The following is a 23,620-nucleotide window of genomic DNA, read 5'->3' as shown; positions in this document are numbered from 1 at the left end:
CAGCGTACGGGCACCCTCTACGTGGTCGGGAGTTGATCGAGCCGCCGCAGGATGATGCCCTCGCGCAGCGCCCAGGGGCAGATCTCCACGCTCTCGACCCCGAACAGGTCCATCGCGCCCTCCGCGACCAGCGCTCCCGCCAGCAGCTGGGACGAGCGGCCGTCGGCGACACCGGGGAGCTCGGCGCGCTGGAGCGTGGTCATCGTGGCCAGCTTGGGCACCCACTCCTCCAGTGACGTACGGCTCAGTTCGCGCTGTACGTACAGCCCCTCGGCGGAGCGCGCGGCCCCGGCGATCCTGGCCAGCTGCCGGAAGGTCTTGGACGTCGCCACGACATGGTCCGGGCTGCCGAACCGCGAGAACTCCCCGACCGTACGGGCGATCCGCGCCCGTACATGCCGGCGCAGCGCCTTCACGTCGATGGGGTCGGGGGGATCGCCGGGCAGCCAGCCCGCGGTCAGCCGGCCCGCGCCCAGGGGCAGGGAGACGGCGGCGTCCGGCTCCTCGTCGATTCCGTACGCGATCTCCAGCGAGCCGCCGCCGATGTCCAGGACGAGCAGTTTCCCGGCCGACCAGCCGAACCAGCGGCGGGCGGCGAGGAAGGTGAGCCGGGCCTCCTCCTCGCCCGTGAGGACCTCCAGGTCGATGCCGGTCTCGCTCTTGACGCGCCCGAGGACCTGCTCGGCGTTGCTGGCCTCGCGCACGGCGGAGGTCGCGAAGGGCAGGACGTCCTCGCAACCCTTGTCCTCGGCGGCCTGGAGCGCGTCGGCGATCGTCGAGACGAGCCGGTCGACACCGTCGGGCCCGATCGCGCCGTCCTCGTCGAGCAGTTCGGCGAGCCGCAGCTCCGCCTTGTAGGAATGCGCGGGCAGCGGGCGGGCGCCGCGGTGGGCGTCCACCGCGAGCAGATGAACCGTGTTCGAACCGACGTCGAGGACTCCGAGTCTCATGAACGGAACGCTACTGCGACCGCGCGCATACGCTGGACCTGTGCCAAAGACGAAAAAGGCGAAGCCGGGCAAAGCCAAGGGCCCGAAGAAGCAGTACCAGCAGGAGGAGGCGATCAGTACCTCCTCGCGCGCGCCCCGGAGCACGGGGGACACGCCCCGGAGCACGGGGAACATCCGTGATGAACAGGATGTCCCGGACGAGAAGGGGCTGGACTTCGCCCGCGCCTGGGCCGAATTCCCCGATCCCGCCGACGACGAGCAGGTCTTCCGCTGCGATCTGACCTGGCTCACCTCACGGTGGAGCTGTGTGTTCGGCAGCGGCTGCCAGGGCATCCAGGCGGGCCGCGCCGACGACGGCTGCTGCACGCTGGGCGCGCACTTCTCCGACGAGGACGACGAGAAGCGCGTCGCCGGTCATGTGGCTCGCCTCACGCCGGATCTCTGGCAGTTCCACAAGGAGGGCACGACCACCGGCTGGACACAGACGGACGACGACGGCGAGCGTCAGACCCGCCGCTGGGAGGGCTCCTGCATCTTCCAGAACCGCCCGGGCTTCGCGGGCGGCGCCGGGTGCTCGCTGCACATCCTGGCCCTGCGCGAGGGGCGCGAGCCGCTGGAGACGAAGCCGGACGTCTGCTGGCAGCTGCCGGTCAGGCGGACGTACGACTGGATCGAACGGCCCGACGACACGCGCGTGCTCCAGGTGTCCATCGGTGAGTACGACCGGCGCGGCTGGGGGCCGGGCGGCCACGATCTGCACTGGTGGTGCACCTCGGCGACCTCGGCACACGGCGCGGGCGAACCGGTGTACAAGACGTACCGGCCCGAGCTGACCGAGCTGATGGGCAAGGAGGGGTACGACCGGCTGGCCGAGCTGTGCGAGCTGCGCCTGGCGAGCGAGCTTCCGCTGGTGGCGCCGCATCCGGCGGACCCGCCGCGGCACTCGGACAGGCCCTAGCCAGGCCCTGGCCAGGGCCTTTGCCTCCCTAGCCTCCTCCCGGGGTGCTCATTTCCGAGGAACCCGAGCCCGGGGCCGAGGAGTCCGTGGCTGAGGGGTCCGTGGCCGAGGGGTCGGTGGGCGGGTCGGACGGCCCCGGACCGCCGGGGAGAGGCCCACCCGTACCGGGATCGGACGGACCGGTCGGATCCGGGGACCCCGGACTCGAACCCGGACCCGGGTCCGGAGGGTGGGACGAACCCGGGTCGGAAGGACCGGGCCGTGTCGGCCCGCCGGGGCCGGGCTCCGCGGGGTGCCCCGGATGCCCGGGGTGCGCGGGGTGTCCCGGGTGTGCGGGATACCCCGGCCGGCCCGCGTGTCCCGAGGACGGCGGTCTGGAGCCGTAGCCGTAGATCTTCACCACGGATCCCGCCGGATAGATCGCCACCCGCGCGCTCCAGGGTCCCGACGGTTCGCGCCGGTGGTCCACGAAGACCTGGACGGTGAAGGATTCACCGGGCGCGAGCGTGCCGTAGTGGCGGCTCAGCCGGAGCCAGGGCGCCTTGGTCCCCGCCGTCCAGGACACCGGGGCGCCGCCCGACGCCCTGAGCGTGACCATCGTCGTGTCGCCGTGGGGCCGCGCCTCCACCGAGAGCCTGCCGACGGTCGGCTGCCCCGGGAGGGGCGGCGGTACGGGCTGGCCGTCGCTGATGACCTCGACCGAGACGCCGGGCGCGGTGCCCTCCCCGCCGTGGCCGTGGCCATGACCGGCGCCCGATCCGTCCCGGGCGCTGCCCGCGTTCTCGTAGTGCTCGCGCGGCTCGTCGTCCGCCGGGAGCGGGCCCTCGGTGGCGTCCGCGCTGACCGAGGAGCCTTCGCGGCCGTCCCCCGTCTCCGCCGCGCCGCGGTACGCCGCCCAGAGGGCGAGTACGGGAGCGGCGACGACCGTCGCCACGACGGTCGTGGTCACGGCCCGCGCCCGCAGCCGTTCACGGCGGGCGGCGCGGTCCTTGGGGTCCATGGGGAAGCCGTTGCGGCCGAAGCGCGGCGCCGCCGCCCGCGCCCGGGGGGCCCGCTCCATCGCCGCGTACGTGGCCTCCTTGGGGGCCACGACGAGGGGCAGCACGGCCGGCGGGGCGGTGGCCGGGGCGGACCGTGCGTGTGCGCCGTCCGAGGGTTTCAGGAGGGGGCAGAGACGCGACCCGGGCCACGGTCCGGCCGCCTCGGCGCGCTCGGCGGCGCGCCGGCAGCGCGGGCAGTCGTCGACATGCCGGACCAGTTCGCGCCGGAGGGCGGCGGAGAGCAGCACCTGATGGTCGCCGGTGAGCCGGGCGACGGACGGGCAGTCGCCGGTGTCGACGACGGCGAGCGCGGCGCGGGTGCGTTCCGCCTCGCAGGCGGCGGAGGCGAGCAGCTCACGGGCCGCCGCCGGTTCCATGGACAGCACGGCGGCGACCTCGGTCGGACCCAGCTGGTGGCGTACGGCCAGCTCCAGGATCTCGCGCTGCTCGGGGGTCGTACCCGCGGCCTCCGGCCAGGCCAGCAGGGCGAGTTCACGTCGTCGGCGCTCGGCGGCCTCCGGCGCGAGCGCCTCCGTCGGCGCGGGCTCCGGCTCGCGCTGGGCCGAGTGCGCCCCCAGCCTGCTGCGGCGCTGCTCGGTGAGTCTGCGCAGACAGGACCAGCGGGCGAGCGCGTACAGCCACGCCTTGCGCTCCCCGTCACCCGAGGGGCAACGGCCGTGCTGTCGCTCGGAGATGGACAGCACCTCGCCGAGCACCTCCGTCGCCACGTCGTGGTCGCACAGCACGGAGAGGCAGTAGGTGAACAGACCGTCGAGATACCGCTCGTAACGCGCGGCCTGGCGGCGCGGCACCGGTTGGGGCGCACGACGGGGCGCGCGGTGTGCGCCGGTGGTGTGCGTGGAGGTGTCGGGGCTGCTGCTCATCACCCGGCGACGTTAGACAGAGAGACCCACACCCTTCACACCTCTTGAGCACAATTAATCCTTACGGGTGAAGGTATCCCTCAAAAGGGGACAGGACTCGCTCCTTCCGATGGGTTTCGCGCCTCCTCGTCCCACCTTCTCCCCTCGCGCTCCGGGGCCGGTCCCTCTCCCTGGTCGGCGTTGTCGGTGCGTCCCTATACGGTGACGCCATGGCTGCCCGTACGAAAACCGCCAAGGACAGGCCTTCCTACCGCTGCACCGAGTGCGGTTGGACGACCGCCAAATGGCTCGGCCGCTGCCCCGAATGCCAGGCGTGGGGCACGGTCGAGGAGTACGGCGCGCCCGCGGTGCGGACCACGGCGGCGGGCCGGGTCTCCACCGCCGCGCTGCCGATCGGCCAGGTCGACGCCCGTACGGCCACCGCGCGCTCCACCGGCGTGGACGAGCTGGACCGGGTGCTCGGCGGCGGGCTGGTGCCGGGCGCCGTCGTGCTGGTCGCGGGCGAGCCGGGCGTGGGCAAGTCGACGCTGCTGCTCGATGTCGCGGCGAAGTCGGCCAGTGACGAGCACCGCACGCTCTATGTGACGGGCGAGGAGTCCACCAGCCAGGTGCGGCTGCGCGCCGACCGGATCAAGGCCATCGACGACCATCTGTATCTGGCCGCGGAGACGGATCTCTCCGCCGTCCTCGGTCATCTCGACGCGGTCAAGCCGTCGCTGCTGATCCTCGACTCCGTGCAGACCGTGGCCTCGCCCGAGATCGAGGGCGCGCCGGGCGGCATGGCCCAGGTCCGTGAGGTCGCGGGCGCGCTCATCCGGGCCTCCAAGGAGCGCGCCATGTCCACGCTCCTGGTGGGTCATGTCACCAAGGACGGCGCGATCGCGGGGCCGCGGCTGCTCGAACACCTTGTGGATGTCGTGCTGTCGTTCGAGGGCGACCGGCACGCCAGGCTGCGCCTCGTCCGTGGGATCAAGAACCGCTACGGGACGACCGACGAGGTCGGCTGTTTCGAGCTGCACGACGAGGGGATCACCGGCCTCGCCGACCCGTCCGGGCTGTTCCTCACCCGGCGCGACGAGCCCGTGCCCGGCACCTGCCTGACCGTCACCCTGGAGGGACGCCGGCCGCTCGTCGCCGAGGTGCAGGCGCTGACCGTCGACTCCCAGATCCCCTCGCCCCGGCGCACCACCTCCGGTCTGGAGACCTCCCGGGTCTCGATGATGCTCGCCGTGCTGGAGCAGCGCGGCCGGATCAGCGCGCTCGGCAAGCGCGACATCTACAGCGCGACGGTCGGAGGGGTGAAGCTCACGGAGCCCGCCGCCGACCTCGCGATCGCCCTGGCGCTGGCGTCCGCGGCCAGCGATACCCCCCTGCCGAAGAACCTGGTCGCGATCGGTGAGGTCGGGCTCGCGGGCGAGGTCAGACGGGTTACGGGCGTCCAGCGCCGGCTGGCCGAGGCCCACCGTCTCGGCTTCACACAGGCGCTTGTTCCCACCGATCCGGGGAAGATCCCGGCCGGTATGAAGGTCACGGAAGTCGCCGACATGGGTGATGCTCTCAGGGTGCTGCCGCGCCGCGGTCGTGCGGACGCCCCACGGGAAGACAACGCTCGCCGGTAGACTTTGCCCTGGTCTCGCCCATCCGTACGAGCCGGAGGAGTGCAGTGGCAGCCAACGACCGGGCATCAGCGCCCGGAAAGTCCGGCGCGGGCTCCGGCAACGAAGCGCTGATGCGCGCCTCCCTGAGCGCGGTCGCGCCGGGCATGGCGCTGCGCGACGGCCTGGAGCGGATCCTGCGTGGTAACACCGGAGGTCTGATCGTCCTGGGCATGGACAAGACCGTCGAGTCGATGTGCACGGGCGGTTTCGTGCTGGACGTGGAGTTCACCGCGACCCGCCTGCGCGAGCTGTGCAAACTCGACGGCGCGCTCATCCTGGACAAGGACATCACCAAGATCCTGCGGGCCGGCGTCCAGCTGGTCCCGGAGTCGTCCATCCCCACGGAGGAGACGGGCACGCGGCACCGCACGGCGGACCGTGTGTCCAAGCAGTGCGGTTTCCCGGTCGTCTCCGTATCGCAGTCGATGCGGCTGATCGCGCTGTATGTGAACGGGGAGCGCCGGGTCCTGGAGGAGTCGGCGGCGATCCTGTCGCGGGCGAACCAGGCGCTGGCGACCCTGGAGCGGTACAAGCTCCGTCTCGACGAGGTCGCGGGCACGCTCTCCGCGCTGGAGATCGAGGACCTGGTGACGGTCCGGGACGTGACGGCCGTCGCCCAGCGTCTTGAGATGGTGCGCAGGATCGCCACGGAGATCGCCGAGTACGTGGTCGAGCTGGGCACCGACGGCCGGCTTCTCTCCCTCCAGCTGGACGAGTTGATCGCGGGCGTGGAGCCGGAACGGGATCTGGTGGCGCGGGACTACGTTCCCGAGCCGACCGCGAAGCGCTCCCGTACGGTCGACGAGGCGCTCGGCGAGCTGGACTCGCTGACCCATCCCGAGCTGCTTGAACTGCCCATCGTGGCAAGGGCGCTGGGCTACAGCGGCGCGCCCGAGACCCTCGACTCCGCGGTCTCGCCGCGCGGTTACCGGCTGCTGGCCAAGGTGCCGCGGCTGCCGGGCGCCATCATCGAGCGGCTTGTCGAGCACTTCGGCGGGCTCCAGAAGCTGCTGGCGGCGAGCGTCGACGATCTGCAGACGGTCGACGGCGTCGGCGAGGCGCGGGCCCGCAGCGTACGCGAGGGGCTGTCGCGGCTGGCGGAGTCCTCGATCCTGGAGCGGTACGTATAGCGGCGCCCATGGCGGTGTACGCGGATGACGGCGGCGCCCCGACCCTCACCCGGGTCGGGGCGCCGCCGTTATGTACCGCGCGTGAACTCCTTGGCCCTGCCAGGACCTAGTCCTTCTCCAGGCGGATCGAGGCCTGGCCCTGCTTCACCGAGGCGGCCGAGGTCTTGGCCTCCACCAGGTAGGTGCCGGGGCCCACCGCGCCCGCGGGCGGCGTGGCGCACTGCGGCGCGCTCTGCCTGCGGTCCCACTCGATCGTGCGGGTGATCGTCCCGCCCGCCGGGACCTCGTAGAGCACCCCGCCGGTCTTCGGGCAGTCCTTGGACGACCAGACCTCGTCGTCGTCCGCGTTGGTGATCGTCAGCACCACGGCCTTCGGCCCGAAGTCGGCCTTGCAGGTGGTGTCCGAGGTGTTGGTGGCGATCAGCCGGAACGCGGGCTTCTCGCCCGGCGCGTAGGCGACCTTCGTCGTGGTGAGCCGCAGGGTGACGGCGCTCGGGGGGCAGTTGGGCAGTCCGGAGCCGGCCGGTACCTGCCGGCCGGAGCTGGTGCTTCCGCCGTCGCCGCCCGTCGTACCGCCGCCACTCGCGCCGCCGGTGTCCGTCGCGCCGTCCGTGCCGCCGGAACCGGCCCCGCCCGCGCCGCCGGTGTCACCGTTCTTGCCGTCGTCGGCGCCGCCGTCCGTACCGCCCTGACCGCCGCCGGTCCCGTCGGTCGAGCCCGACTCGTCCCGGCCGCCCGGCTGTTCACTGATCGCCGGTCCGGAACCGGAGGGGCCCGGGGTGATGGACGTCGCGGGATTGGCGCCGTCCGACGTGTCGCCGCTGTTCTTGCCGTCACCCCCACGTGAGGTGACGACCCATACGACGAGCAACGCGAGCAGCGCGATCAGCGTCGCCGCTACTGCCCTCCGTCGCCAGTAGATGGTGGAGGGAAGCGGCCCGACCGGATTGCGCAAAGATCCCACGGCGCAAACTGTACGAGAGATCGGAGCCAACTCCCGCCCCCCATGCCGCCGGTCTCGCAAGTTTTACGGATCATCATCACGGCACGGGCGCCGCTGACCTGCCCTCTCCTGTGCCGGAACCCGCCTTTCGTCAGAGGTACACCCCGGCCAACGCGCGTGGGGAACTCCCGATGATCTCTGTACGTTCTTCCCATGAACAGCAGCGCAACGAGCGATCTCTATCGCGACATCACCGACTTCGCCCGCACGACCCCCTCCTGGTTCCAACACCTGGCAGAGCTATGGACCGAGGCCGGACTGCTGTTGTTCGGCGTGCTCTTCATAGCGGTCTGGTGGTACGCGCGGCCGGCCGGCTCACGCGCCGTGGCCGTGGCGGTCCTCGCTCCGCTCGCCACCGCCGTCGCGTATGTGTGCAGTGAGCTGACCAAGTCGGTGCTCACCGAGGAGAGGCCGTGCCGGGCGGTCGCCGGAGCCGGGGCCTCACTCATCCCCTGTCCGCCGGTGGGCGACTGGTCCTTCCCGAGCAACCACGCCACGATCGCCGGAGCGGCGGCGATCGCGCTGGCCGTCGCCCGTCCCGTACTCGCCTATCTGACCGTTCCGATGGCGCTGCTGATGGCGTTCTCCCGGGTCTTCGTCGGGGTCCACTATCCGCACGACGTGGCGGTGGGGCTGGTGTTCGGCGGCGTGGTGGCGACGTTCGTGGTCCTGGCGGCGGCCCGGCCCGTCGGCACGCTGGTCATGACGATGCGGACGAGCGGGTCGGGTCTGGCCCGTCTGCTCGCCGGGCCCGGGCGGACGCACACGGCCGATCACGCGGGCGTGACCGAGCGGGCCTGACCGAGCGGTTGTGACCCAGCGGGCGTGACCGAGCGGGTGTGACAGACCCGGCGGGCGGGGGCGAACGCGGGGGCGCCGGCGGGGCGGACGCGGGGCGCGCGCGGGACCGGGCGCGTGACACCTCGGCCCCGCCCGCGCCTGCCGCACCCTCCACGGCCCGGGACATGCCAGGATCGGTGCTGTCATGACTGCTACCTCCGCGCACTCCGCGTCCTCTCCGACCGCCGTCGATCCGGCCGCCCTCCACACCCCCGTCATCGCGTGGTTCGACTCGAACGCGCGCGATCTGCCCTGGCGCCGCCCAGAAGCGGGCGCCTGGGGGGTGATGATCAGCGAGTTCATGCTCCAGCAGACCCCGGTGAACCGGGTGCTCCCGGTGTACGAGCAGTGGCTCAGCCGCTGGCCCCGCCCCGCCGATCTGGCCGCCGAGGCCCCCGGCGAGGCGGTCCGCGCCTGGGGCAGGCTGGGCTATCCGCGCCGTGCGCTGCGTCTGCACGGCGCCGCGCAGGCGATAACGGAGCGGCACGGAGGCGACGTACCGCGCGAGCACGCGCAGTTGCTCTCGCTGCCCGGGATCGGCGAGTACACGGCCGCGGCGGTGGCCTCGTTCGCGTACGGGCAGCGGCACGCGGTGCTCGACACGAATGTGCGCCGTGTCTTCGCGCGCGCCGTGGCCGGTGTGCAGTACCCGCCGAACGCGACCACCGCCGCCGAACGCAAGCTGGCCCGCGCGCTGCTGCCCGAGGACGCGCCGACCGCCGCGCGCTGGGCGGCGTCCTCCATGGAGCTGGGCGCGCTGATCTGCACGGCGAAGAACGAGGGTTGCGTACGCTGCCCGATCGCCGACCGGTGCGCCTGGCGGCTGGCCGGGAAGCCGCAGTACGAGGGTCCCGCGCGGCGCGGCCAGACGTACGCGGGCACGGACCGCCAGGTGCGCGGCAAGCTGCTCGCCGTACTGCGCGAGGCGGTCGGTCCGGTACCGCAGGTGGTTCTGGACGCGGTCTGGGACGAGCCGGTGCAGCGGGCCAGGGCGCTGGACGGACTGGTCGCCGACGGGCTGGTCGAGCCGATGGAGAACGGGGTCTACCGGCTGCCGCAGAGCCGGGCGGAACCTCGCTGACCAGGCCATATCGCCGCCTCGCCACTCGCGCGACGCGCCACCGGAGCCGGCCCGGCGGCCGTCGCGCGAGCGGCCGTCGCACCACCGGCCGTTACACAACCGATGGACAGCCGTGCGTCCGCCGACGGCTGTCCCGCACAGCCCCGTGACAACCGCTCCGTAATTTCGGTGCCGTAGACGAACGGTATGGATGATCACGGGGTCGGAGGCGGTCGGCATGGCGCAGGGCGAGGTGCTCGGATTCGAGGAATACGTACGTACGCGGCAGGAGGCCCTGCTGCGGAGCGCCCGGCGCCTCGTGCCCGATCCCGTCGACGCGCAGGACCTGCTCCAGACCGCGCTGGCCCGTACGTTCGGGCGCTGGGACGGCATCGCCGACAAGTCGCTCGCCGACGCCTATCTGCGTCGCGTCATGATCAACACCCGTACGGAGTGGTGGCGCGCCCGCAAGCTCGAAGAGGTCCCCACCGAGCAGCTGCCCGACGCGAGCATCGATGACGGCACCGAGCAGCGCGCCGACCGGGCGCTGCTGATGGACATCCTGGGGGTGCTCGCGCCCAAGCAGCGCAGCGTGGTGGTGCTGCGCCACTGGGAGCAGATGAGCACCGAGGAGACGGCTGCCGCGCTCGGTATGTCGGCGGGTACCGTAAAGAGCACACTGCACCGCGCGCTGGCCCGGCTCCGTCAGGAGCTGGAGAGCCGGGAACTGGCCGGCCAGGACCTGGCGGGCCAGGACCTCGATGTCCACGCGCCGGAGCGGTCGGATCTCCGTCGTGGCAGGAGCGGCGGGAGCGACAGTGGTGACGGCCGGGGCGCCCGTGGCACACGCGGCGGCCGGGGCGGTCATGAGGAGCGGGGGCGGGAGAGGTGCGCGGCCTGAAAGACCCGGGACGGCCGGGGGGCAGATCCTTCGCGGTGGGTGCGGGGCTGTCCGTGCTCGCCGCTGTCGGCCTGCTCATGTCCGGCTGTTCGACCGGCGGTACGGGGACCAGGGACGAGGGCGCGGCCGTGACCTCGCCCGTGGAGCGGGGCGCGCCCACCCCCAGGGTGACCGCGGCGGCCCCCGCCAAGACCGTCAACGCGGTGGCGCTGCTCCGGAAGGACCCGGCGGTCAGCACGCGGGTCAAGGCGGATCTCAAACCGTGCGGCGAGGACGCGTACCCGGTCGACACCTCGTACGGGAATCTGACCGGCGGTACCGCGCCCGATCTGGTGATCAACGTGATGACGTGCGGTGACTCGGTGGGCGTCGGGACGTATGTGTACCGCGAGCGCAACGAGGAGTACCAGAACGTCTTCTCGGCGGAGGAGCCCGCCGTCTACGCCACGATCGACCGCGGTGAACTGGTCGTCACCCAGCAGGTGTACGCGAACGGCGATCCGCTGTCCTTCCCGTCCGGGGAGGACGTCGTGACGTACAGCTGGTCCGACACCAAGTTCAGCGAGCGCTACCGGGTGCGCAACGACTACAGCCGAGCGGTGGGCAACGGCGACGGTGCCGTTACCGCCCCCTCGCCGACGAGCCAGAACTGAGAGCCGGGAATCACGGGATGGCCGAGAACCATGTCCTGTTCGTCGAGGACGACGATGTCATTCGCGAAGCCACCCAGCTGGCGCTGGAGCGCAGTGGCTTCGTGGTCACCGCCAGGCCGGACGGACTCTCCGGCCTCGACGCGTTCCGCGCGGACCGTCCCGATATCGCCCTGCTCGATGTGATGGTGCCCGGTCTGGACGGGGTCAGCCTGTGCCGGCGTATCCGTGACGAGTCGACCGTGCCCGTGATCATGCTGTCCGCGCGCGCCGACTCGATCGATGTGGTGCTCGGGCTGGAGGCGGGCGCCGACGACTATGTGACCAAGCCCTTCGACGGCGCGGTGCTGGTCGCCAGGATCCGCGCCGTACTGCGCCGCTTCGGGCACGCGGGCGGGCCCGCCGGAGAATCGGGCGGACCGGGCGAGCCCGATGAGCACGGGGTGCTGTCCTTCGGCGATCTGGTGATCGACACGGAGGGCATGGAGGTACGCAGGGGCGGCGCGCCGGTGGCGCTGACGCCGACGGAGATGCGGCTGCTGCTGGAGTTCTCGTCCGCTCCCGGTACCGTGCTCTCCCGCGACAAGCTGCTTGAGCGGGTCTGGGACTACGGCTGGGGCGGTGACACCCGGGTGGTGGACGTCCATGTCCAGCGGCTGCGCACCAAGATCGGTCAGGACCGGATCGACACGGTCCGCGGCTTCGGTTACAAGCTCAAGGCATGAAGCGACCCGCCCTGCGCACCGGAGTCCGGTGGAAGATCAGCATCGCGATCGCGGCGGTCGGCGCGCTCGTCGCGGTGGCGCTGAGTCTGGTGGTGCACAACTCGGCGCGGGTCTCGATGCTCGACAACTCGCGCGAGGTGCAGATGGAGCGACTGCTCTTCGCGCAGCGGATGTACGACTCCACGAAGGAGCCGAGGCTCGGCACGAAGCTCAATGACCCGGCGCTTCCGCGAGACCTGCACGCGAAGATGAAGCAGGGCCGGCGCGCGACCTATGTGGAGGAGACCGAGAGCGGTGTGCCCGACGTCTGGGCCGCCGTCCCGCTGAGCAATGGCACGGTGCTCTCCCTGCACAGCAAGTTCGCCGACCGCTCCGCGACGATCATGAAGGATCTGGACCGGTCGCTGATCATCGGTTCGGTCTCGGTGGTCTTCGGGGGGTGCGCCCTGGGTGTGCTGATCGGCGGGCAGCTCTCACGGCGGCTGCGCAAGGCCGCCGCGGCGGCGGGGCGGGTCGCGCAGGGCAATACGGAGGTACGCGTCGGGGACGCCGTCGGCGGTGTCGTACGGGACGAGACGGATGAGCTGGCCCGTGCGGTGGACGCGCTGACCGACGCGCTGAACGAGCGCATCGAGGCGGAGCGCCGGGTCACCGCGGATATCGCCCATGAGCTGCGTACGCCGGTGACCGGGCTGATGACGGCCGCCGAGCTGCTGCCGCCCGGCCGCCCCACGGAGCTGGTACGGGACCGGGCGCAGGCCATGCGGACGCTGGTCGAGGACGTCCTTGAGGTGGCGAGGCTCGACAGCGCCTCGGAGCGCGCCGAACTCCAGGAGATCGCTCTCGGCGAGTTCGTCGAGCGGCGGGTGGGGGTGCTGAACCCCGAGATCAGGATCAAGGTCGTGCACGAGTCCTGGGTCAGCACCGATCCGCGCCGGCTGGAACGCATCCTGGGCAATCTGCTGGCCAACGCCGCCAAGCACGGCGGCACACCCGTCGAGGTGACGGTCGAGGGCCGGGTGGTACGCGTGCGGGACCACGGCCCCGGCTTCCCCGAGGCCCTGCTGCGGGAGGGCCCGAGCCGCTTCCGTACGGGGGCGACAGACCGCGCGGGCCACGGTCACGGGCTGGGCCTGACCATCGCGGCCGGCCAGGCCCGGGTCCTCGGGGCCCGGCTGACCTTCCGGAACGCCACGCCCGAGGGCATCGAGGGCCTGGACGGCGCGGGCGGCGCGATCGCGGTCCTCTGGCTGCCGGAACACGCCCCGACGACAACGGGCAGCTTCCCGATACTGAAACTGCCGGGCTGAACCCGACCGGAGCCGCCGGGCCGAACCCGACCGGCCCCCCTCAGGCCCATTCCTTGTCGAGGTCGAGGTCCTCGCGCTGCTGCGTGAACGAGAACCAGTTGCCGGAGTCGTCCCGCAGGATCGCCTCCGTACCGTACGGACGCTCCTGCGGCGGCTGGATGAACTCCACCCCGCGCGCCTTGAGCTTCTCGTAGTCCCCATGGATGTCGTCCGTGGCCAGCGCCCCCGCGCCCAGCACGCCCTTCGCGACGAGCGTTCTGACCGCCTCTGCGGACTCCTCGTCCATCGCCGGGGCGCCCGGGACCATGAGGGTCAGCACCACCTCGGGCTGGCCCTTCGCGCCGACCGTCACCCAGCGCATCCCTCCCTCGCCGAGCGTCATGTCCATACGCAGCTCCAGGCCCAGCTTCTCAGTGTAGAACTCCTTCGCGCGGTCCTGGTCCAGGACCCAGACGGTGGAAATGGCAAGACCCTTGATCATGGGACGCTCCCTCGAAAGTGCGGTGTCGTAGCGGGCGGCGCCCGCCCCGCCACGGCGGGCGACTGTCCACACTTCGATGCTGACACGCACCACTGACAACGGCCCCCGGCGCCGATGCGCGCCAGGGGCCGTGCGGAGTGTCGTACGCCGGAGGCTCAGGCGGACTGCGTGACCTTCCCGTCCGCCGCCGGTGCCGGTGTCGCGGGCTGGTCCGCCGCGTCGGCCGGCTTCTTCTCGCCGCCGCGCAGCGGCACCTCCTTGACGAAGAACGCCGCGACGAAGCCGATCACCGCGACGGCCGCGCCCAGCGTGAACGCCGCGTTCGTACCGGTCGACACCGCGTGCTGGTACGCCTCGCGCACCATGTCAGGCAGCTTCGCCAGGCTCGCCGCGTCCAGCTGGGTCGACTGCTCGGTGACGCCCGCCCCGCCCGCGCCGGCGCGGGCGGCCATCTCGTCCTGTACCCGGCTGGTGAACAGGGCGCCCATGATGGCGGCGCCGAAGGAGCCGCCGAGCGTACGGAAGAGGGTGGTGGTGGACGAGCCGACGCCCATGTCCTTCATCTCGACGCTGTTCTGCGCGACGAGCATGGTGATCTGCATCAGGAAGCCCATGCCCGCGCCGAGGACAGCCATGTAGAGGCCGGAGGTCAGCCGCGAGGTGCCGGTGTCCATCTGCGCCAGCAGGAACAGGCCGACGACCATCAGGCCGCCGCCCAGGATCGGGAAGATCTTGTACTTGCCGCTGCTGGTGGTGACCCGGCCCGCGATCAGCGAGACGAGCATCATCGACAGCAGCATCGGCAGCAGGAGCAGACCGGAGTTGGTGGCCGAGGCGCCCTGTACGGCCTGCTGGTAGAGCGGGAGGAAGAGCACCGCGCCGAACATCACGAAGCCGGTCAGGAACCCGATCACGGACATCAGCGAGAAGTTGCGGTTGCGGAAGATGTGCAGCGGCATGATCGGCTCGGGGACCCTGGTCTGCACGAAGACGAAGCCGATGAGGGAGGCGACGCCGACGGCGATCAGCTCCATGATCATCGCGGAGCTCCAGGCGTACTCCGTACCGCCCCAGGTGGTGACCAGCACGATCGCCGTGATGCCGATGGTCAGCAGCGCGGCACCGAGATAGTCGACCTTGGCCTTCGTCGTCCGGTCCTTGACGGGCAGATGCAGGACGGCCGTGATCATCACGAGCGCCAGCGCGCCGAGCGGGAGGTTGATGTAGAAGCTCCAGCGCCAGCCGAGGTGGTCGGTGATGGTGCCGCCGACCAGCGGTCCGCCGATCATCGCGAGCGCCATGACGCCGGCCATCATGCCCTGGTACTTGCCCCGCTCCCGGGGCGGGATCAGGTCGCCGATGATCGCCATGACGCCGACCATCAGACCGCCGGCGCCCAGGCCCTGGACGGCCCGGAAGCCGATCAGCTGGCCCATGTCCTGGGCCATGCCGCTGAGCGCGGAGCCGATCAGGAAGACCACGATCGAGGTGAGGAAGACGCCCTTGCGGCCGTAGATGTCGCCGAGCTTGCCCCAGATCGGCGTGGAGGCGGCGGTCGCCAGGGTGTACGCGGTGACCACCCAGGACAGATGTGCGAGGCCCCCCAGCTCACCGACAATGGTCGGCATCGCGGTGCCGACGATCATGTTGTCCAGCATCGCGAGCAGCATCGCGATCATGAGCGCGAGCAGCACCACGCGCACGCTGCGCGGCTGCCGCCCGGGTTTCTCCGCGGTCTCTGGTGTCTCCGGTATCTCCGGCTGCTCGGTCTGCTTCCCGGTCGGACTCATCGTCCCCACTCCCCTGTACTCCCCTGACACTTACTTGCCGCCCGGCAAGCTGACTACACTGAGGTAAAGTAGACCTCCACTTGCCGGGCGTCAAGTAAGTTATTTTCTGGGGAGAGCACCCATGGGCAGCACACAGCACCCTCGGCGGGGGAACACCCGCCAGCGCATCCAGGACATCGCGCTGGAGCTCTTCGCCGAGCAGGGGTACGAGAAGACGTCGCTACGGGAGATCGCCGAGCGGCTGGATGTCACGAAGGCGGCGCTGTACTACCACTTCAAGACCAAGGAAGACATCCTGATCAGCCTCTTCGAGGATCTGTCGCGCCCGCTCGACGACCTGATCGCCTGGGGCCGTACACAGCCGCACACCCTGGAGACCAAGCAGGAGATCCTGCGGCGCTACAGCGAGGCGCTGAAGAGCGCCGCCCCGCTCTTCCGCTTCATGCAGGAGAACCAGGCGGCCGTCCGCGAGCTGAGCATCGGCCATACGTTCAAGGAACGGATGATCGACATGCTCGATCTGATCCAGGACCCGGACGCGTCCCTGAAGAACCGGGTGCGCTGCGTCAGCGCGCTCTTCACGATGCACGCGGGCACCTTCGCCCTCAAGGACATCGAAGGAGACCCCGAGGAGAAGCGCGAAGCCATCCTTGAGGTCTCCATCGAGCTGATGAGCCAGGCCCATCGGGTCACACCATGACGCGGGTCACACCTTGACGCCCACCGAGCGCAGGAACGGGACCGGGTTGACGGCCGAGCCGTAGTTCGGGGTCGTACGGATCTCGAAGTGCAGGTGCGGGCCGCTGGAGTTTCCGGTGTTGCCGGAGAGCCCTATCAGCTTGTCGGTCTTGACGTGCTGACCCACGTACACCTTGATCTGGGACAGGTGCGCGTACTGCGAGTACGTACCGTTCTTGTGCTTGATCACGATGGCGTTGCCGTACGCGGGACCGTCACCGGCGCCGTTCGGGCCGGCCTTGACGACGGTGCCGCTGTGCACGGCGTGGACCGGCGTGCCGGTCGGCACCGCGAAGTCCTGACCGGAGTGCTTGCTCGCCCACATGCCGCCGCCGATACCGAAGCTGGCGCTGAGCTTGTAGCGCTTGACCGGGTCGGTCCAGGAGGGGGCCTTCTTGGCGTTCGCCTTGGCCTTCGCGGCCTTGGCCTTGGCGTCGTCGGCCTTGGAGGCGGCGGCGGCCTGAACGGCGGCCTGCTGCTTGACGGCCGAGGCGGCCGAGACATTCGAGGTGGTGGCCGGGGCGCCGGTGGCCGCGCCACCGCCGGTCGCGGCGAACGCGGCCCCGGTTCCGGCCGCCAACGACACTCCGAGTCCGGCAGCCAGAACGCCGGCACGGGTACGAAGGACGGACGGTCGGGACAGACGGGACAGCTTGCGCTGCGACATACGGGTAAACCTCCGGGCATCAAGGGACCCGGCACACGAGAGCCGGGCTGGCCTCACCTTGGTAACCCGGCCCCCACCTCATCCCAAAACACCCCATCTACGGCATCGCGTCGTAGCGATCCCTGCGGCAGTCCGCCTCTTGACGACCAGGATCGGCACGGCACGATCGTGCACTATGGGCTGATTTAAACCTGTTTAATCGCACGTGAAACGCCAGAGAACCGGCATCCGGCCCCGGTGTCCGGCCCGGCCGTCGCCATCCCGCCGAATGACCCGCCCCCGGCAAGGCCGAACGTCCCCGTGAATGCCCGGCGCCGCGACTATCAGGGCTAGTAGGGTCAAAAACGCCTGTGCTGCTTGTCACGGCCACCGGGTAGGAATGCCTTCCGATTCAGGACCAAAGTCCCGGTTGCCCCGACCGATGACCGGCAGGTACCCACTGCCTCGTACCGCGGGAATCCCGCCCCAAGGGGGACACCACCATGACCGCCCCGTCCGACGGCCACGACATCGACGGCATCGAACTCGCCGACGCCATCGAGTCCGTACGCGACCAGCTCCTGGACGCCGCCACCCGCGCCACGGACCGGCCCCTGGCCTTCGAGGTGGGCGACATACAGATGGAATTCACGCTGGAGCTGCGCAAGGAGGCCAAGGCCGGCGCCAAGGTCAAGGCCTGGGTGGTGGAAGCGGGCGCGGACGCCACCCTCGACACGGGCCGCACCCACAGGGTCGCGTTCACCCTGACACCCCGGGACGCCCGCACCGGCGCGCCGTGGAAGGTCGGCAACGAGAATCCGGGCAGTACGGCCGGATTCGGCCGCGGAGCACGGTGATCGCCGCCCGTGTCGTCGCCGTACAGGGAGAGACGCAGGGCACGGGCGTGCTGCTCACCCCGCGACTGGTGCTGACCTGCGCGCATGTGGTCGGCGGCGACAACAGGCCGATGATCGCCCACCCCGGCCGGGCGGGGCAGGTCGCCTCCGAAGTCCAGTGGCGCGACGAGTCCCTCGATACGGCGCTCCTCTTCACCGACCACGACCTCATCGACGCGGAACGGGCCGCCCCGCTCGGCCGGCTCCGTATCGGCGCGCTCGCCACCACCGCGCCGCTCCCGCACTGCCAGATCGTCGGATTCCCCGACATCCAGCGGTACGGGGACGACGGCGCCCTGGAGCTGGACCAGTACCGCGCGGCCGTACTGCCTTCGGCCGGCTCGCTCCGCTCCGTCCTCGTCTGTGAGCTGGATCACCCGGCGGCCGAGGAGCGCCACGACGGTACGACTCCGCTCCAGGGCCTCTCCGGATCGCCGGTCTTCGCGGGCCCGGTGCTGCTCGGCATCGTCACGCGGGTCCCGAAGGGGCGCGGACAGCTGCGGGTCGAAGGCATACCGATGGACCGGATCCTGGCCACCGAGGTCCTTCTGGACTCGTTCCGGTCCGAGCAGGTGACCGACTTCCACCCGGGCGACCAGCGCTTCGAGGAGCGGTACGCGCGGGCGCTCCGGGCCCGGTACCGCAAGACCCGCGTTTTCGGGATCGACGAACTGGGCACGCACGAGACGAGCTGGGACCTGGACACGGCGTATCTGAGCCTGGAGGCGGGTCAGCGGGACGGGCTCCTCCCCGACCCCGAGGTCCCTTTCGGATCCGGGCCCGCCCAGCCCCGCCGGATCGACGATTTGCTGGCGGACCGGCCCCGTACGCTACTGCGCGGCGAGGCGGGCGCGGGCAAGACCACCCTCGTCTGGTGGCTCGCCTCCCACGCGGCGTGTGGCACGCTCGACGCCGAACTGGCTGATCTCAACGGGCTGGTGCCGTTCGTCGTCCCGCTGCGGGCGCTGCACGCCCGCGGTACCGACCTCGCGGACCTCGACCAGCTTCACACCGCGGCCCAGATCCCGGTGGGCGGGGCACCGGGCGGCTGGGCCGACCGGGTACTCGCATCCGGCCGGGCCTTCCTGCTGGTCGACGGCATCGATGAAGTGCCGCCCGCCGAGCGCGAGAAGGCCCGTACGTGGCTCACCGAGCTGCTGGATCTCTATCCCGGGACCCGTTGTCTCACCACCGTACGGCCGCTCGCCGTCGAGCAGGGCTGGCTGCGGTCCCAGGGCTTCGCGGAGCTGCACCTCCTGCCCATGCGCGACGAGGACATCCAGGCCTTCGTCTCGGCCTGGCACCGAGCGGCCCGACGGGAGTGCGACGGCTACGCCGACCAGGCGCTCGCCGCCGAGGAACAGGCCGAACTGCGCGCGCTGGAAGCGGAGTTACTGACACGCTTCCGGCAGAACGCGGCCCTGCTCGCCCTCGCCCAGACCCCGCTGCTCTGCGCGGTCATCTGCGCCCTGCACCGCCGCAGACGCGGCCTGTTGCCGGACACCCGCTGGGAGCTGTACCGCTCCACGCTGGCCATGCTCCTCGGCAGCCGGGACAGCCGGCGCGAGATCCGGCGCCCCGAAGGCATCACGATGGGCCTGGAGGAACACCAGGAGCTGTTGCAGTCCGTCGCGGTCTGGCTGGTACGGGCGGGTCGGGCACAGCTCTCGTACCAGGACGCCGAGCGCCAGATCGAGGTGGCGATGCGACGGCTGCCGCAGGTGAGCGCGCAGGGCACGGCGACGACCGTACTCACGCACTTACTGAACCGCAGCGGTCTCCTCCAGGAACGCGGCGACGGAGAAGTCCAGTTCATCCACCGCACCTTCCAGGACTATCTGGCGGCCCGCGCGTTCATCGAGGACGGGTCGCTCCTGGAGCTGCTCCAGAACGCCCATGACGAGCGGTGGCACGACACGATTCTGCTGGCGGTCGGCCACTGCCGCCCCCACGAGATCCGGAGACTGATCAGCGGCCTGCTCGCCGCCGGGGAGGACGCCGCCTCCGACCGCGCGCGGCGCGAGGCGCTGTACGTACTCGCGGCCCGTTGTTTCCTCAACGCCGTCGTGGTGGACGAGACGGTCGGTGAAGAGGTCGCCGCGCATGTCCGCGCCATTGTTCCGCCCCACCCGATGGCGCCGACGGAAACACTCGCCTCATTGGGACCCTACGTACTGCCCTTCCTCCCCGGATCGGCCGATGTCGATTCGATGACGGCCCAACGCGTCGCCCGTCTCATCTGCGAAATCGGCGGCCCGGAGGCCATTCCCCTCGCGCGCCGGTACGCGTCGCACGAAAGCGCTTTGGTGCGGTTACAGTTCGCGACGAGCTGGAGCCGATTCCCGGCGGGGGAGTACGCGCGGGAGGTACTGGCCCGCATGCCCTTCGCGGGCACGACGCTCACCGTGACCGATGCCGACCAATTGCGGCATCTTCACGAACTGCCCGCCATTCACTCGCTCATGGTTCTCGGCAGTTACAACGGAGCACAACTCGGCTCATTTCTTAAGGGCTTTGGCCTCAAGAGGCTGCTCGTCCTCTCCAACAAAACGCTGGACGAGCTGTCGTTCCTCCGTGAACTGCCGCAGCTGAACAGGCTGACGTTATCTGGCTGTTCAGCCCTGAAAGACCTCTCGGGCCTGCGGGAGTCAGGGATCGAAGAGCTCCAGATGGAGGTGGGCCGACTGACGCACGCGGATCTCGCCCCCATCCACCGGATGCCGAAACTGTCGTCGCTGCGGCTCATCTACAGAGATTCGCCACTCGCACAACAACTGCCCACCGGGCACCCCCAGGTGAAGAGCCTCATCATCCAGTGTGAGAAGTCGATCGACTTCTCCTCGCTCCCCGAGTGGCCCTCGCTCTCACAGCTCGACATCGTCACCAACATGCCAGAGGGCTGGGAGATTGATCTGCCTCCCCTGCACGGCCTGCGAGTCAAGATCTCGCCCCACTTGGTCTCCGCACCGCACACCATCGTCGACGACCAGCTCCTCGTCGACCAACTGACTGTGCACGACTGAGACGGGCCTACGGGGAAATGGGGCTGCCCCGGACCGTGGAAAACACAGTCCGGGGCAGCCCCTTCAGTCACTCAGCCCTGGGGCGTGAGCCTCACACGTCCTTCGTCAGGTTCGGGCCGCCGCCGGCCGCCTGCTCGATCGGAGGGACGTCCGGCAGAGGCGACTTCTCCTCGCCGCGGAAGGTGAACTTCTTCGCCTCACCCTCGCCCTCGGTGTCCACGACCACGATGTGACCGGGGCGCAGCTCACCGAAGAGGATCTTCTCGGAGAGGACGTCCTCGATCTCGCGCTGGATCGTCCGGCGCAGCGGCCGGGCGCCCAGGACGGGGTCGTAACCCTTCTTGGCCAGCAGCGACTTGGCGTTCGCGCTCAGCTCAAGGCCCATGTCCCGGTCCTTCAGCCGCTCGTCCACCTTGTCCACCATGAGGTCGACGATCTGGATGATGTCTTCCTCGGTGAGCTGGTGGAAGACCACCGTGTCGTCGACGCGGTTGAGGAACTCGGGCCGGAAGTGCTGCTTCAGCTCTTCGTTGACCTTGTTCTTCATCCGCTCGTAGTTGGTCTTGGTGTCGCCCTGGGCGGCGAAGCCCAGGTTGAACCCCTTGGAGATGTCCCGGGTCCCGAGGTTGGTCGTCATGATGATGACCGTGTTCTTGAAGTCCACGACCCGGCCCTGGGAGTCGGTCAGCCGACCGTCCTCCAGGATCTGCAGCAGGGAGTTGAAGATATCGGGGTGGGCCTTCTCGACCTCGTCGAAGAGGACGACGGAGAACGGCTTCCTGCGCACCTTCTCGGTGAGCTGGCCGCCCTCCTCGTACCCCACGTAGCCGGGGGGAGAGCCGAAGAGACGCGAGACGGTGTGCTTCTCGCTGAACTCCGACATGTCGAGAGCGATCAGCGCGTCCTCGTCGCCGAACAGGAACTCGGCGAGCGTCTTGGACAGCTCCGTCTTACCGACACCGGACGGACCGGCGAAGATGAACGAGCCACCGGGGCGCTTGGGGTCCTTCAGACCCGCTCGCGTACGGCGGATCGCCTGCGAGAGCGCCTTGATGGCGTCCTTCTGGCCGATGACGCGCTTGTGGAGCTCGTCCTCCATGCGGAGCAGCCGCGAGGACTCCTCCTCGGTGAGCTTGAAGACCGGGATGCCCGTGGCCGTCGCCAGCACCTCGGCGATCAGCTCCTCGTCCACCTCGGCGACGACGTCCATGTCGCCGGCCTTCCACTCCTTCTCCCGCTTGGTCTTCGCCGCCAGCAGCTGCTTCTCCTTGTCACGGAGAGACGCCGCCTTCTCGAAGTCCTGGGAGTCGATGGCCGACTCCTTGTCGCGGCGGACGCCCGCGATCTTCTCGTCGAACTCGCGGAGGTCCGGCGGAGCGGTCATCCGGCGGATACGCATCCGGGAGCCGGCCTCGTCGATCAGGTCGATCGCCTTGTCCGGCAGGAAGCGGTCCGAGATATAGCGGTCGGCGAGCGTCGCGGCGGCGACCAGGGCGGAGTCCGTGATGGACACGCGGTGGTGCGCCTCGTAACGGTCGCGCAGGCCCTTGAGGATCTCGATCGTGTGCGGCAGCGACGGCTCCGCGACCTGGATGGGCTGGAAGCGGCGCTCCAGGGCCGCGTCCTTCTCCAGGTGCTTGCGGTACTCGTCGAGCGTCGTCGCACCGATGGTCTGCAGCTCGCCGCGGGCCAGCATCGGCTTGAGGATGCTCGCCGCGTCGATCGCGCCCTCGGCGGCGCCCGCACCCACCAGGGTGTGGAGCTCGTCGATGAACAGGATGATGTCCCCGCGGGTGCGGATCTCCTTCAGGACCTTCTTCAGGCGCTCCTCGAAGTCACCGCGGTAACGCGAACCGGCGACGAGTGCGCCGAGGTCGAGGGTGTAGAGGTGCTTGTCCTTGAGGGTCTCGGGCACCTCGCCCTTGACGATGGCCTGGGCCAGCCCCTCGACGACCGCCGTCTTGCCGACGCCGGGCTCGCCGATGAGCACGGGGTTGTTCTTCGTACGGCGGGACAGCACCTGCATGACCCGCTCGATCTCCTTCTCGCGCCCGATGACCGGGTCGAGCTTGGATTCTCGGGCGGCCTGGGTGAGATTCCGGCCGAACTGGTCGAGGACCAGGGACGTGGAGGGCGTGCCCTCGGCAGGACCGCCCGCGGTGGCGGCCTCCTTGCCCTGATATCCGGAGAGCAGCTGGATGACCTGCTGCCGCACCCGGTTGAGATCGGCGCCCAGCTTCACGAGGACCTGGGCGGCGACGCCCTCGCCCTCGCGGATCAGGCCGAGCAGGATGTGCTCGGTGCCGATGTAGTTGTGGCCCAGCTGAAGAGCCTCGCGGAGCGACAGCTCCAGGACCTTCTTGGCACGGGGCGTGAAGGGGATGTGGCCGGACGGGGCCTGCTGGCCCTGGCCGATGATCTCCTCCACCTGCTGGCGGACCGCCTCGAGCGAAATCCCGAGGCTCTCCAGGGCCTTAGCGGCGACACCCTCACCCTCATGGATAAGGCCCAGGAGGATGTGCTCGGTGCCGATGTAGTTGTGGTTGAGCATCCGGGCTTCTTCCTGAGCCAGGACGACAACCCGCCGCGCGCGGTCGGTGAACCTCTCGAACATCGTTAATCGCTCCTCAGAGCGGTCAGGCAGTAAAGGGGTCGGTCCCCTCCCTGTCCTTCCGCAGCTTAGTCCCGCAAGCGGGGACCGCTCATTCCAACTGCCGACTACCTGTCCCAGGCTCCCAGCCCCGAACGCCGGACAACAGCTCCAACCCGATGGTGCGAGACGATGTTCCCGCAGGCCAGGCATATACCCCCACCATCAGTACGCCGATGGCGAACGTGAGACGCCCGGTAACCGCGTGTCGCCCCTTCCCACTAGGAATGTCTTACCCGCAAGCAGTGACACTCCATGCGGCGCACCCCGGTTCCCTCCGCTACGGG

At 70.2% G+C, this 23,620-nt stretch carries 19 protein-coding genes; 12 read left to right on the top strand and 7 right to left on the bottom strand.

The window, feature by feature from the left end; translation table 11 throughout:
* Positions 1-17: 17 nt before the first annotated feature.
* On the bottom strand, positions 18-950 hold the full coding sequence (locus AB0M67_RS29940) for a Ppx/GppA phosphatase family protein (protein WP_365750497.1): 933 nt from the start codon (positions 948-950) through the stop codon (positions 18-20).
* A gap of 40 nt (positions 951-990) precedes the next feature.
* Between AB0M67_RS29940 and AB0M67_RS29935 the strand changes: the two genes are divergently transcribed.
* Positions 991-1,908: a hypothetical protein gene (locus AB0M67_RS29935; protein WP_365750495.1), complete on the top strand. Its 918-nt coding sequence runs from the start codon at positions 991-993 to the stop codon at positions 1,906-1,908.
* 28 nt (positions 1,909-1,936) lie between these two features.
* Here AB0M67_RS29935 and AB0M67_RS29930 read toward each other — a convergent pair whose 3' ends face one another.
* Positions 1,937-3,832 carry a sigma-70 family RNA polymerase sigma factor gene (locus AB0M67_RS29930; RefSeq protein ID WP_365750493.1) on the bottom strand — a complete coding sequence of 632 codons (1,896 nt, stop codon included), beginning with the start codon at positions 3,830-3,832 and terminating at the stop codon, positions 1,937-1,939.
* A gap of 209 nt (positions 3,833-4,041) precedes the next feature.
* On the opposite strand from AB0M67_RS29930, the gene radA reads away from it, so the two are divergent.
* Together radA and disA are read left to right on the top strand one after the other, a co-directional pair.
* Complete coding sequence (gene radA, locus AB0M67_RS29925) at positions 4,042-5,451, top strand: DNA repair protein RadA (protein ID WP_365750491.1); 1,410 nt, start codon at positions 4,042-4,044, stop codon at positions 5,449-5,451.
* A gap of 44 nt (positions 5,452-5,495) precedes the next feature.
* Entirely contained in the window at positions 5,496-6,620 is a 1,125-nt protein-coding gene (disA, locus tag AB0M67_RS29920; protein ID WP_030354428.1) for a DNA integrity scanning diadenylate cyclase DisA, read from the top strand.
* A gap of 106 nt (positions 6,621-6,726) precedes the next feature.
* Here disA and AB0M67_RS29915 read toward each other — a convergent pair whose 3' ends face one another.
* Positions 6,727-7,584 carry a hypothetical protein gene (locus AB0M67_RS29915; protein WP_365750489.1) on the bottom strand — a complete coding sequence of 286 codons (858 nt, stop codon included), beginning with the start codon at positions 7,582-7,584 and terminating at the stop codon, positions 6,727-6,729.
* 192 nt (positions 7,585-7,776) lie between these two features.
* Between AB0M67_RS29915 and AB0M67_RS29910 the strand changes: the two genes are divergently transcribed.
* The 6 genes from AB0M67_RS29910 (at position 7,777) to cseC (ending at position 13,109) form a co-directional block, all read left to right on the top strand.
* A complete protein-coding gene (locus AB0M67_RS29910) occupies positions 7,777-8,424 on the top strand; it encodes a phosphatase PAP2 family protein (RefSeq protein ID WP_365750487.1) in 648 nt (215 codons plus the stop codon).
* A gap of 184 nt (positions 8,425-8,608) precedes the next feature.
* A complete protein-coding gene (locus AB0M67_RS29905; RefSeq protein WP_365750485.1) occupies positions 8,609-9,544 on the top strand; it encodes an A/G-specific adenine glycosylase in 936 nt (311 codons plus the stop codon).
* A gap of 217 nt (positions 9,545-9,761) precedes the next feature.
* On the top strand, positions 9,762-10,424 hold the full coding sequence (locus AB0M67_RS29900) for a SigE family RNA polymerase sigma factor (RefSeq protein WP_365750530.1): 663 nt from the start codon (positions 9,762-9,764) through the stop codon (positions 10,422-10,424).
* The gene (locus AB0M67_RS29895; RefSeq protein WP_365750483.1) at positions 10,412-11,077 is read left to right on the top strand and encodes a hypothetical protein; all 666 of its coding nucleotides are present in this window, start codon (positions 10,412-10,414) and stop codon (positions 11,075-11,077) included. The genes AB0M67_RS29900 and AB0M67_RS29895 overlap by 13 nt, the downstream gene beginning before the upstream one ends.
* A gap of 17 nt (positions 11,078-11,094) precedes the next feature.
* Entirely contained in the window at positions 11,095-11,799 is a 705-nt protein-coding gene (cseB, locus tag AB0M67_RS29890; protein ID WP_365750481.1) for a two-component system response regulator CseB, read from the top strand.
* On the top strand, positions 11,796-13,109 hold the full coding sequence (gene cseC / locus AB0M67_RS29885; RefSeq protein ID WP_365750479.1) for a two-component system sensor histidine kinase CseC: 1,314 nt from the start codon (positions 11,796-11,798) through the stop codon (positions 13,107-13,109). The genes cseB and cseC overlap by 4 nt, the downstream gene beginning before the upstream one ends.
* 40 nt (positions 13,110-13,149) lie before the next feature.
* On the opposite strand, the gene AB0M67_RS29880 is transcribed toward cseC, so the two are convergent.
* Together AB0M67_RS29880 and AB0M67_RS29875 are read right to left on the bottom strand one after the other, a co-directional pair.
* Entirely contained in the window at positions 13,150-13,590 is a 441-nt protein-coding gene (locus AB0M67_RS29880; RefSeq protein WP_365750477.1) for a VOC family protein, read from the bottom strand.
* A gap of 155 nt (positions 13,591-13,745) precedes the next feature.
* Positions 13,746-15,380: an MDR family MFS transporter gene (locus tag AB0M67_RS29875; protein ID WP_365750475.1), complete on the bottom strand. Its 1,635-nt coding sequence runs from the start codon at positions 15,378-15,380 to the stop codon at positions 13,746-13,748.
* A 121-nt stretch (positions 15,381-15,501) separates the two neighbouring features.
* Here AB0M67_RS29875 and AB0M67_RS29870 point away from each other — a divergent pair, with 121 nt between their 5' ends.
* On the top strand, positions 15,502-16,080 hold the full coding sequence (locus AB0M67_RS29870) for a helix-turn-helix domain-containing protein (RefSeq protein ID WP_365750473.1): 579 nt from the start codon (positions 15,502-15,504) through the stop codon (positions 16,078-16,080).
* Positions 16,081-16,086: 6 nt separating this feature from the next.
* Here AB0M67_RS29870 and AB0M67_RS29865 read toward each other — a convergent pair whose 3' ends face one another.
* Entirely contained in the window at positions 16,087-16,785 is a 699-nt protein-coding gene (locus AB0M67_RS29865) for a M23 family metallopeptidase (RefSeq protein ID WP_365750471.1), read from the bottom strand.
* A gap of 482 nt (positions 16,786-17,267) precedes the next feature.
* Here AB0M67_RS29865 and AB0M67_RS29860 point away from each other — a divergent pair, with 482 nt between their 5' ends.
* Both AB0M67_RS29860 and AB0M67_RS29855 read left to right on the top strand, forming a co-directional pair.
* Positions 17,268-17,621, top strand: coding sequence for a trypco2 family protein (locus AB0M67_RS29860; RefSeq protein WP_365750469.1), 354 nt, complete (start codon positions 17,268-17,270; stop codon positions 17,619-17,621).
* Positions 17,618-20,683 carry an NACHT domain-containing protein gene (locus tag AB0M67_RS29855; protein WP_365750467.1) on the top strand — a complete coding sequence of 1,022 codons (3,066 nt, stop codon included), beginning with the start codon at positions 17,618-17,620 and terminating at the stop codon, positions 20,681-20,683. Before AB0M67_RS29860 ends, AB0M67_RS29855 begins: the two co-directional genes overlap by 4 nt.
* A 91-nt stretch (positions 20,684-20,774) precedes the next feature.
* On the opposite strand, the gene AB0M67_RS29850 is transcribed toward AB0M67_RS29855, so the two are convergent.
* On the bottom strand, positions 20,775-23,297 hold the full coding sequence (locus tag AB0M67_RS29850; protein ID WP_249952897.1) for an ATP-dependent Clp protease ATP-binding subunit: 2,523 nt from the start codon (positions 23,295-23,297) through the stop codon (positions 20,775-20,777).
* Positions 23,298-23,620: the final 323 nt, after the last annotated feature.

The sequence above is a fragment of the Streptomyces sp. NPDC051662 genome, assembly GCF_040681655.1.
Taxonomy (GTDB): Bacteria; Actinomycetota; Actinomycetes; order Streptomycetales; family Streptomycetaceae; genus Streptomyces.
The sequence above is the reverse complement of the archived record's forward strand: the minus strand, read 5'-3'. Positions and strand labels throughout refer to the sequence as shown.

Coding starts and splice junctions, on each gene's coding strand:
- AB0M67_RS29940 (WP_365750497.1), bottom strand. CDS start 950: ATGAGACTCGGAGTCCTCGACGTCGGTTCGAACACGGTTCATCTGCTC.
- AB0M67_RS29930 (WP_365750493.1), bottom strand. CDS start 3,832: ATGAGCAGCAGCCCCGACACCTCCACGCACACCACCGGCGCACACCGC.
- radA (WP_365750491.1), top strand. CDS start 4,042: ATGGCTGCCCGTACGAAAACCGCCAAGGACAGGCCTTCCTACCGCTGC.
- AB0M67_RS29910 (WP_365750487.1), top strand. CDS start 7,777: ATGAACAGCAGCGCAACGAGCGATCTCTATCGCGACATCACCGACTTC.
- AB0M67_RS29905 (WP_365750485.1), top strand. CDS start 8,609: ATGACTGCTACCTCCGCGCACTCCGCGTCCTCTCCGACCGCCGTCGAT.
- AB0M67_RS29900 (WP_365750530.1), top strand. CDS start 9,762: ATGGCGCAGGGCGAGGTGCTCGGATTCGAGGAATACGTACGTACGCGG.
- cseB (WP_365750481.1), top strand. CDS start 11,095: ATGGCCGAGAACCATGTCCTGTTCGTCGAGGACGACGATGTCATTCGC.
- cseC (WP_365750479.1), top strand. CDS start 11,796: ATGAAGCGACCCGCCCTGCGCACCGGAGTCCGGTGGAAGATCAGCATC.
- AB0M67_RS29880 (WP_365750477.1), bottom strand. CDS start 13,590: ATGATCAAGGGTCTTGCCATTTCCACCGTCTGGGTCCTGGACCAGGAC.
- AB0M67_RS29875 (WP_365750475.1), bottom strand. CDS start 15,380: ATGAGTCCGACCGGGAAGCAGACCGAGCAGCCGGAGATACCGGAGACA.
- AB0M67_RS29870 (WP_365750473.1), top strand. CDS start 15,502: ATGGGCAGCACACAGCACCCTCGGCGGGGGAACACCCGCCAGCGCATC.
- AB0M67_RS29865 (WP_365750471.1), bottom strand. CDS start 16,785: ATGTCGCAGCGCAAGCTGTCCCGTCTGTCCCGACCGTCCGTCCTTCGT.
- AB0M67_RS29860 (WP_365750469.1), top strand. CDS start 17,268: ATGACCGCCCCGTCCGACGGCCACGACATCGACGGCATCGAACTCGCC.
- AB0M67_RS29850 (WP_249952897.1), bottom strand. CDS start 23,297: ATGTTCGAGAGGTTCACCGACCGCGCGCGGCGGGTTGTCGTCCTGGCT.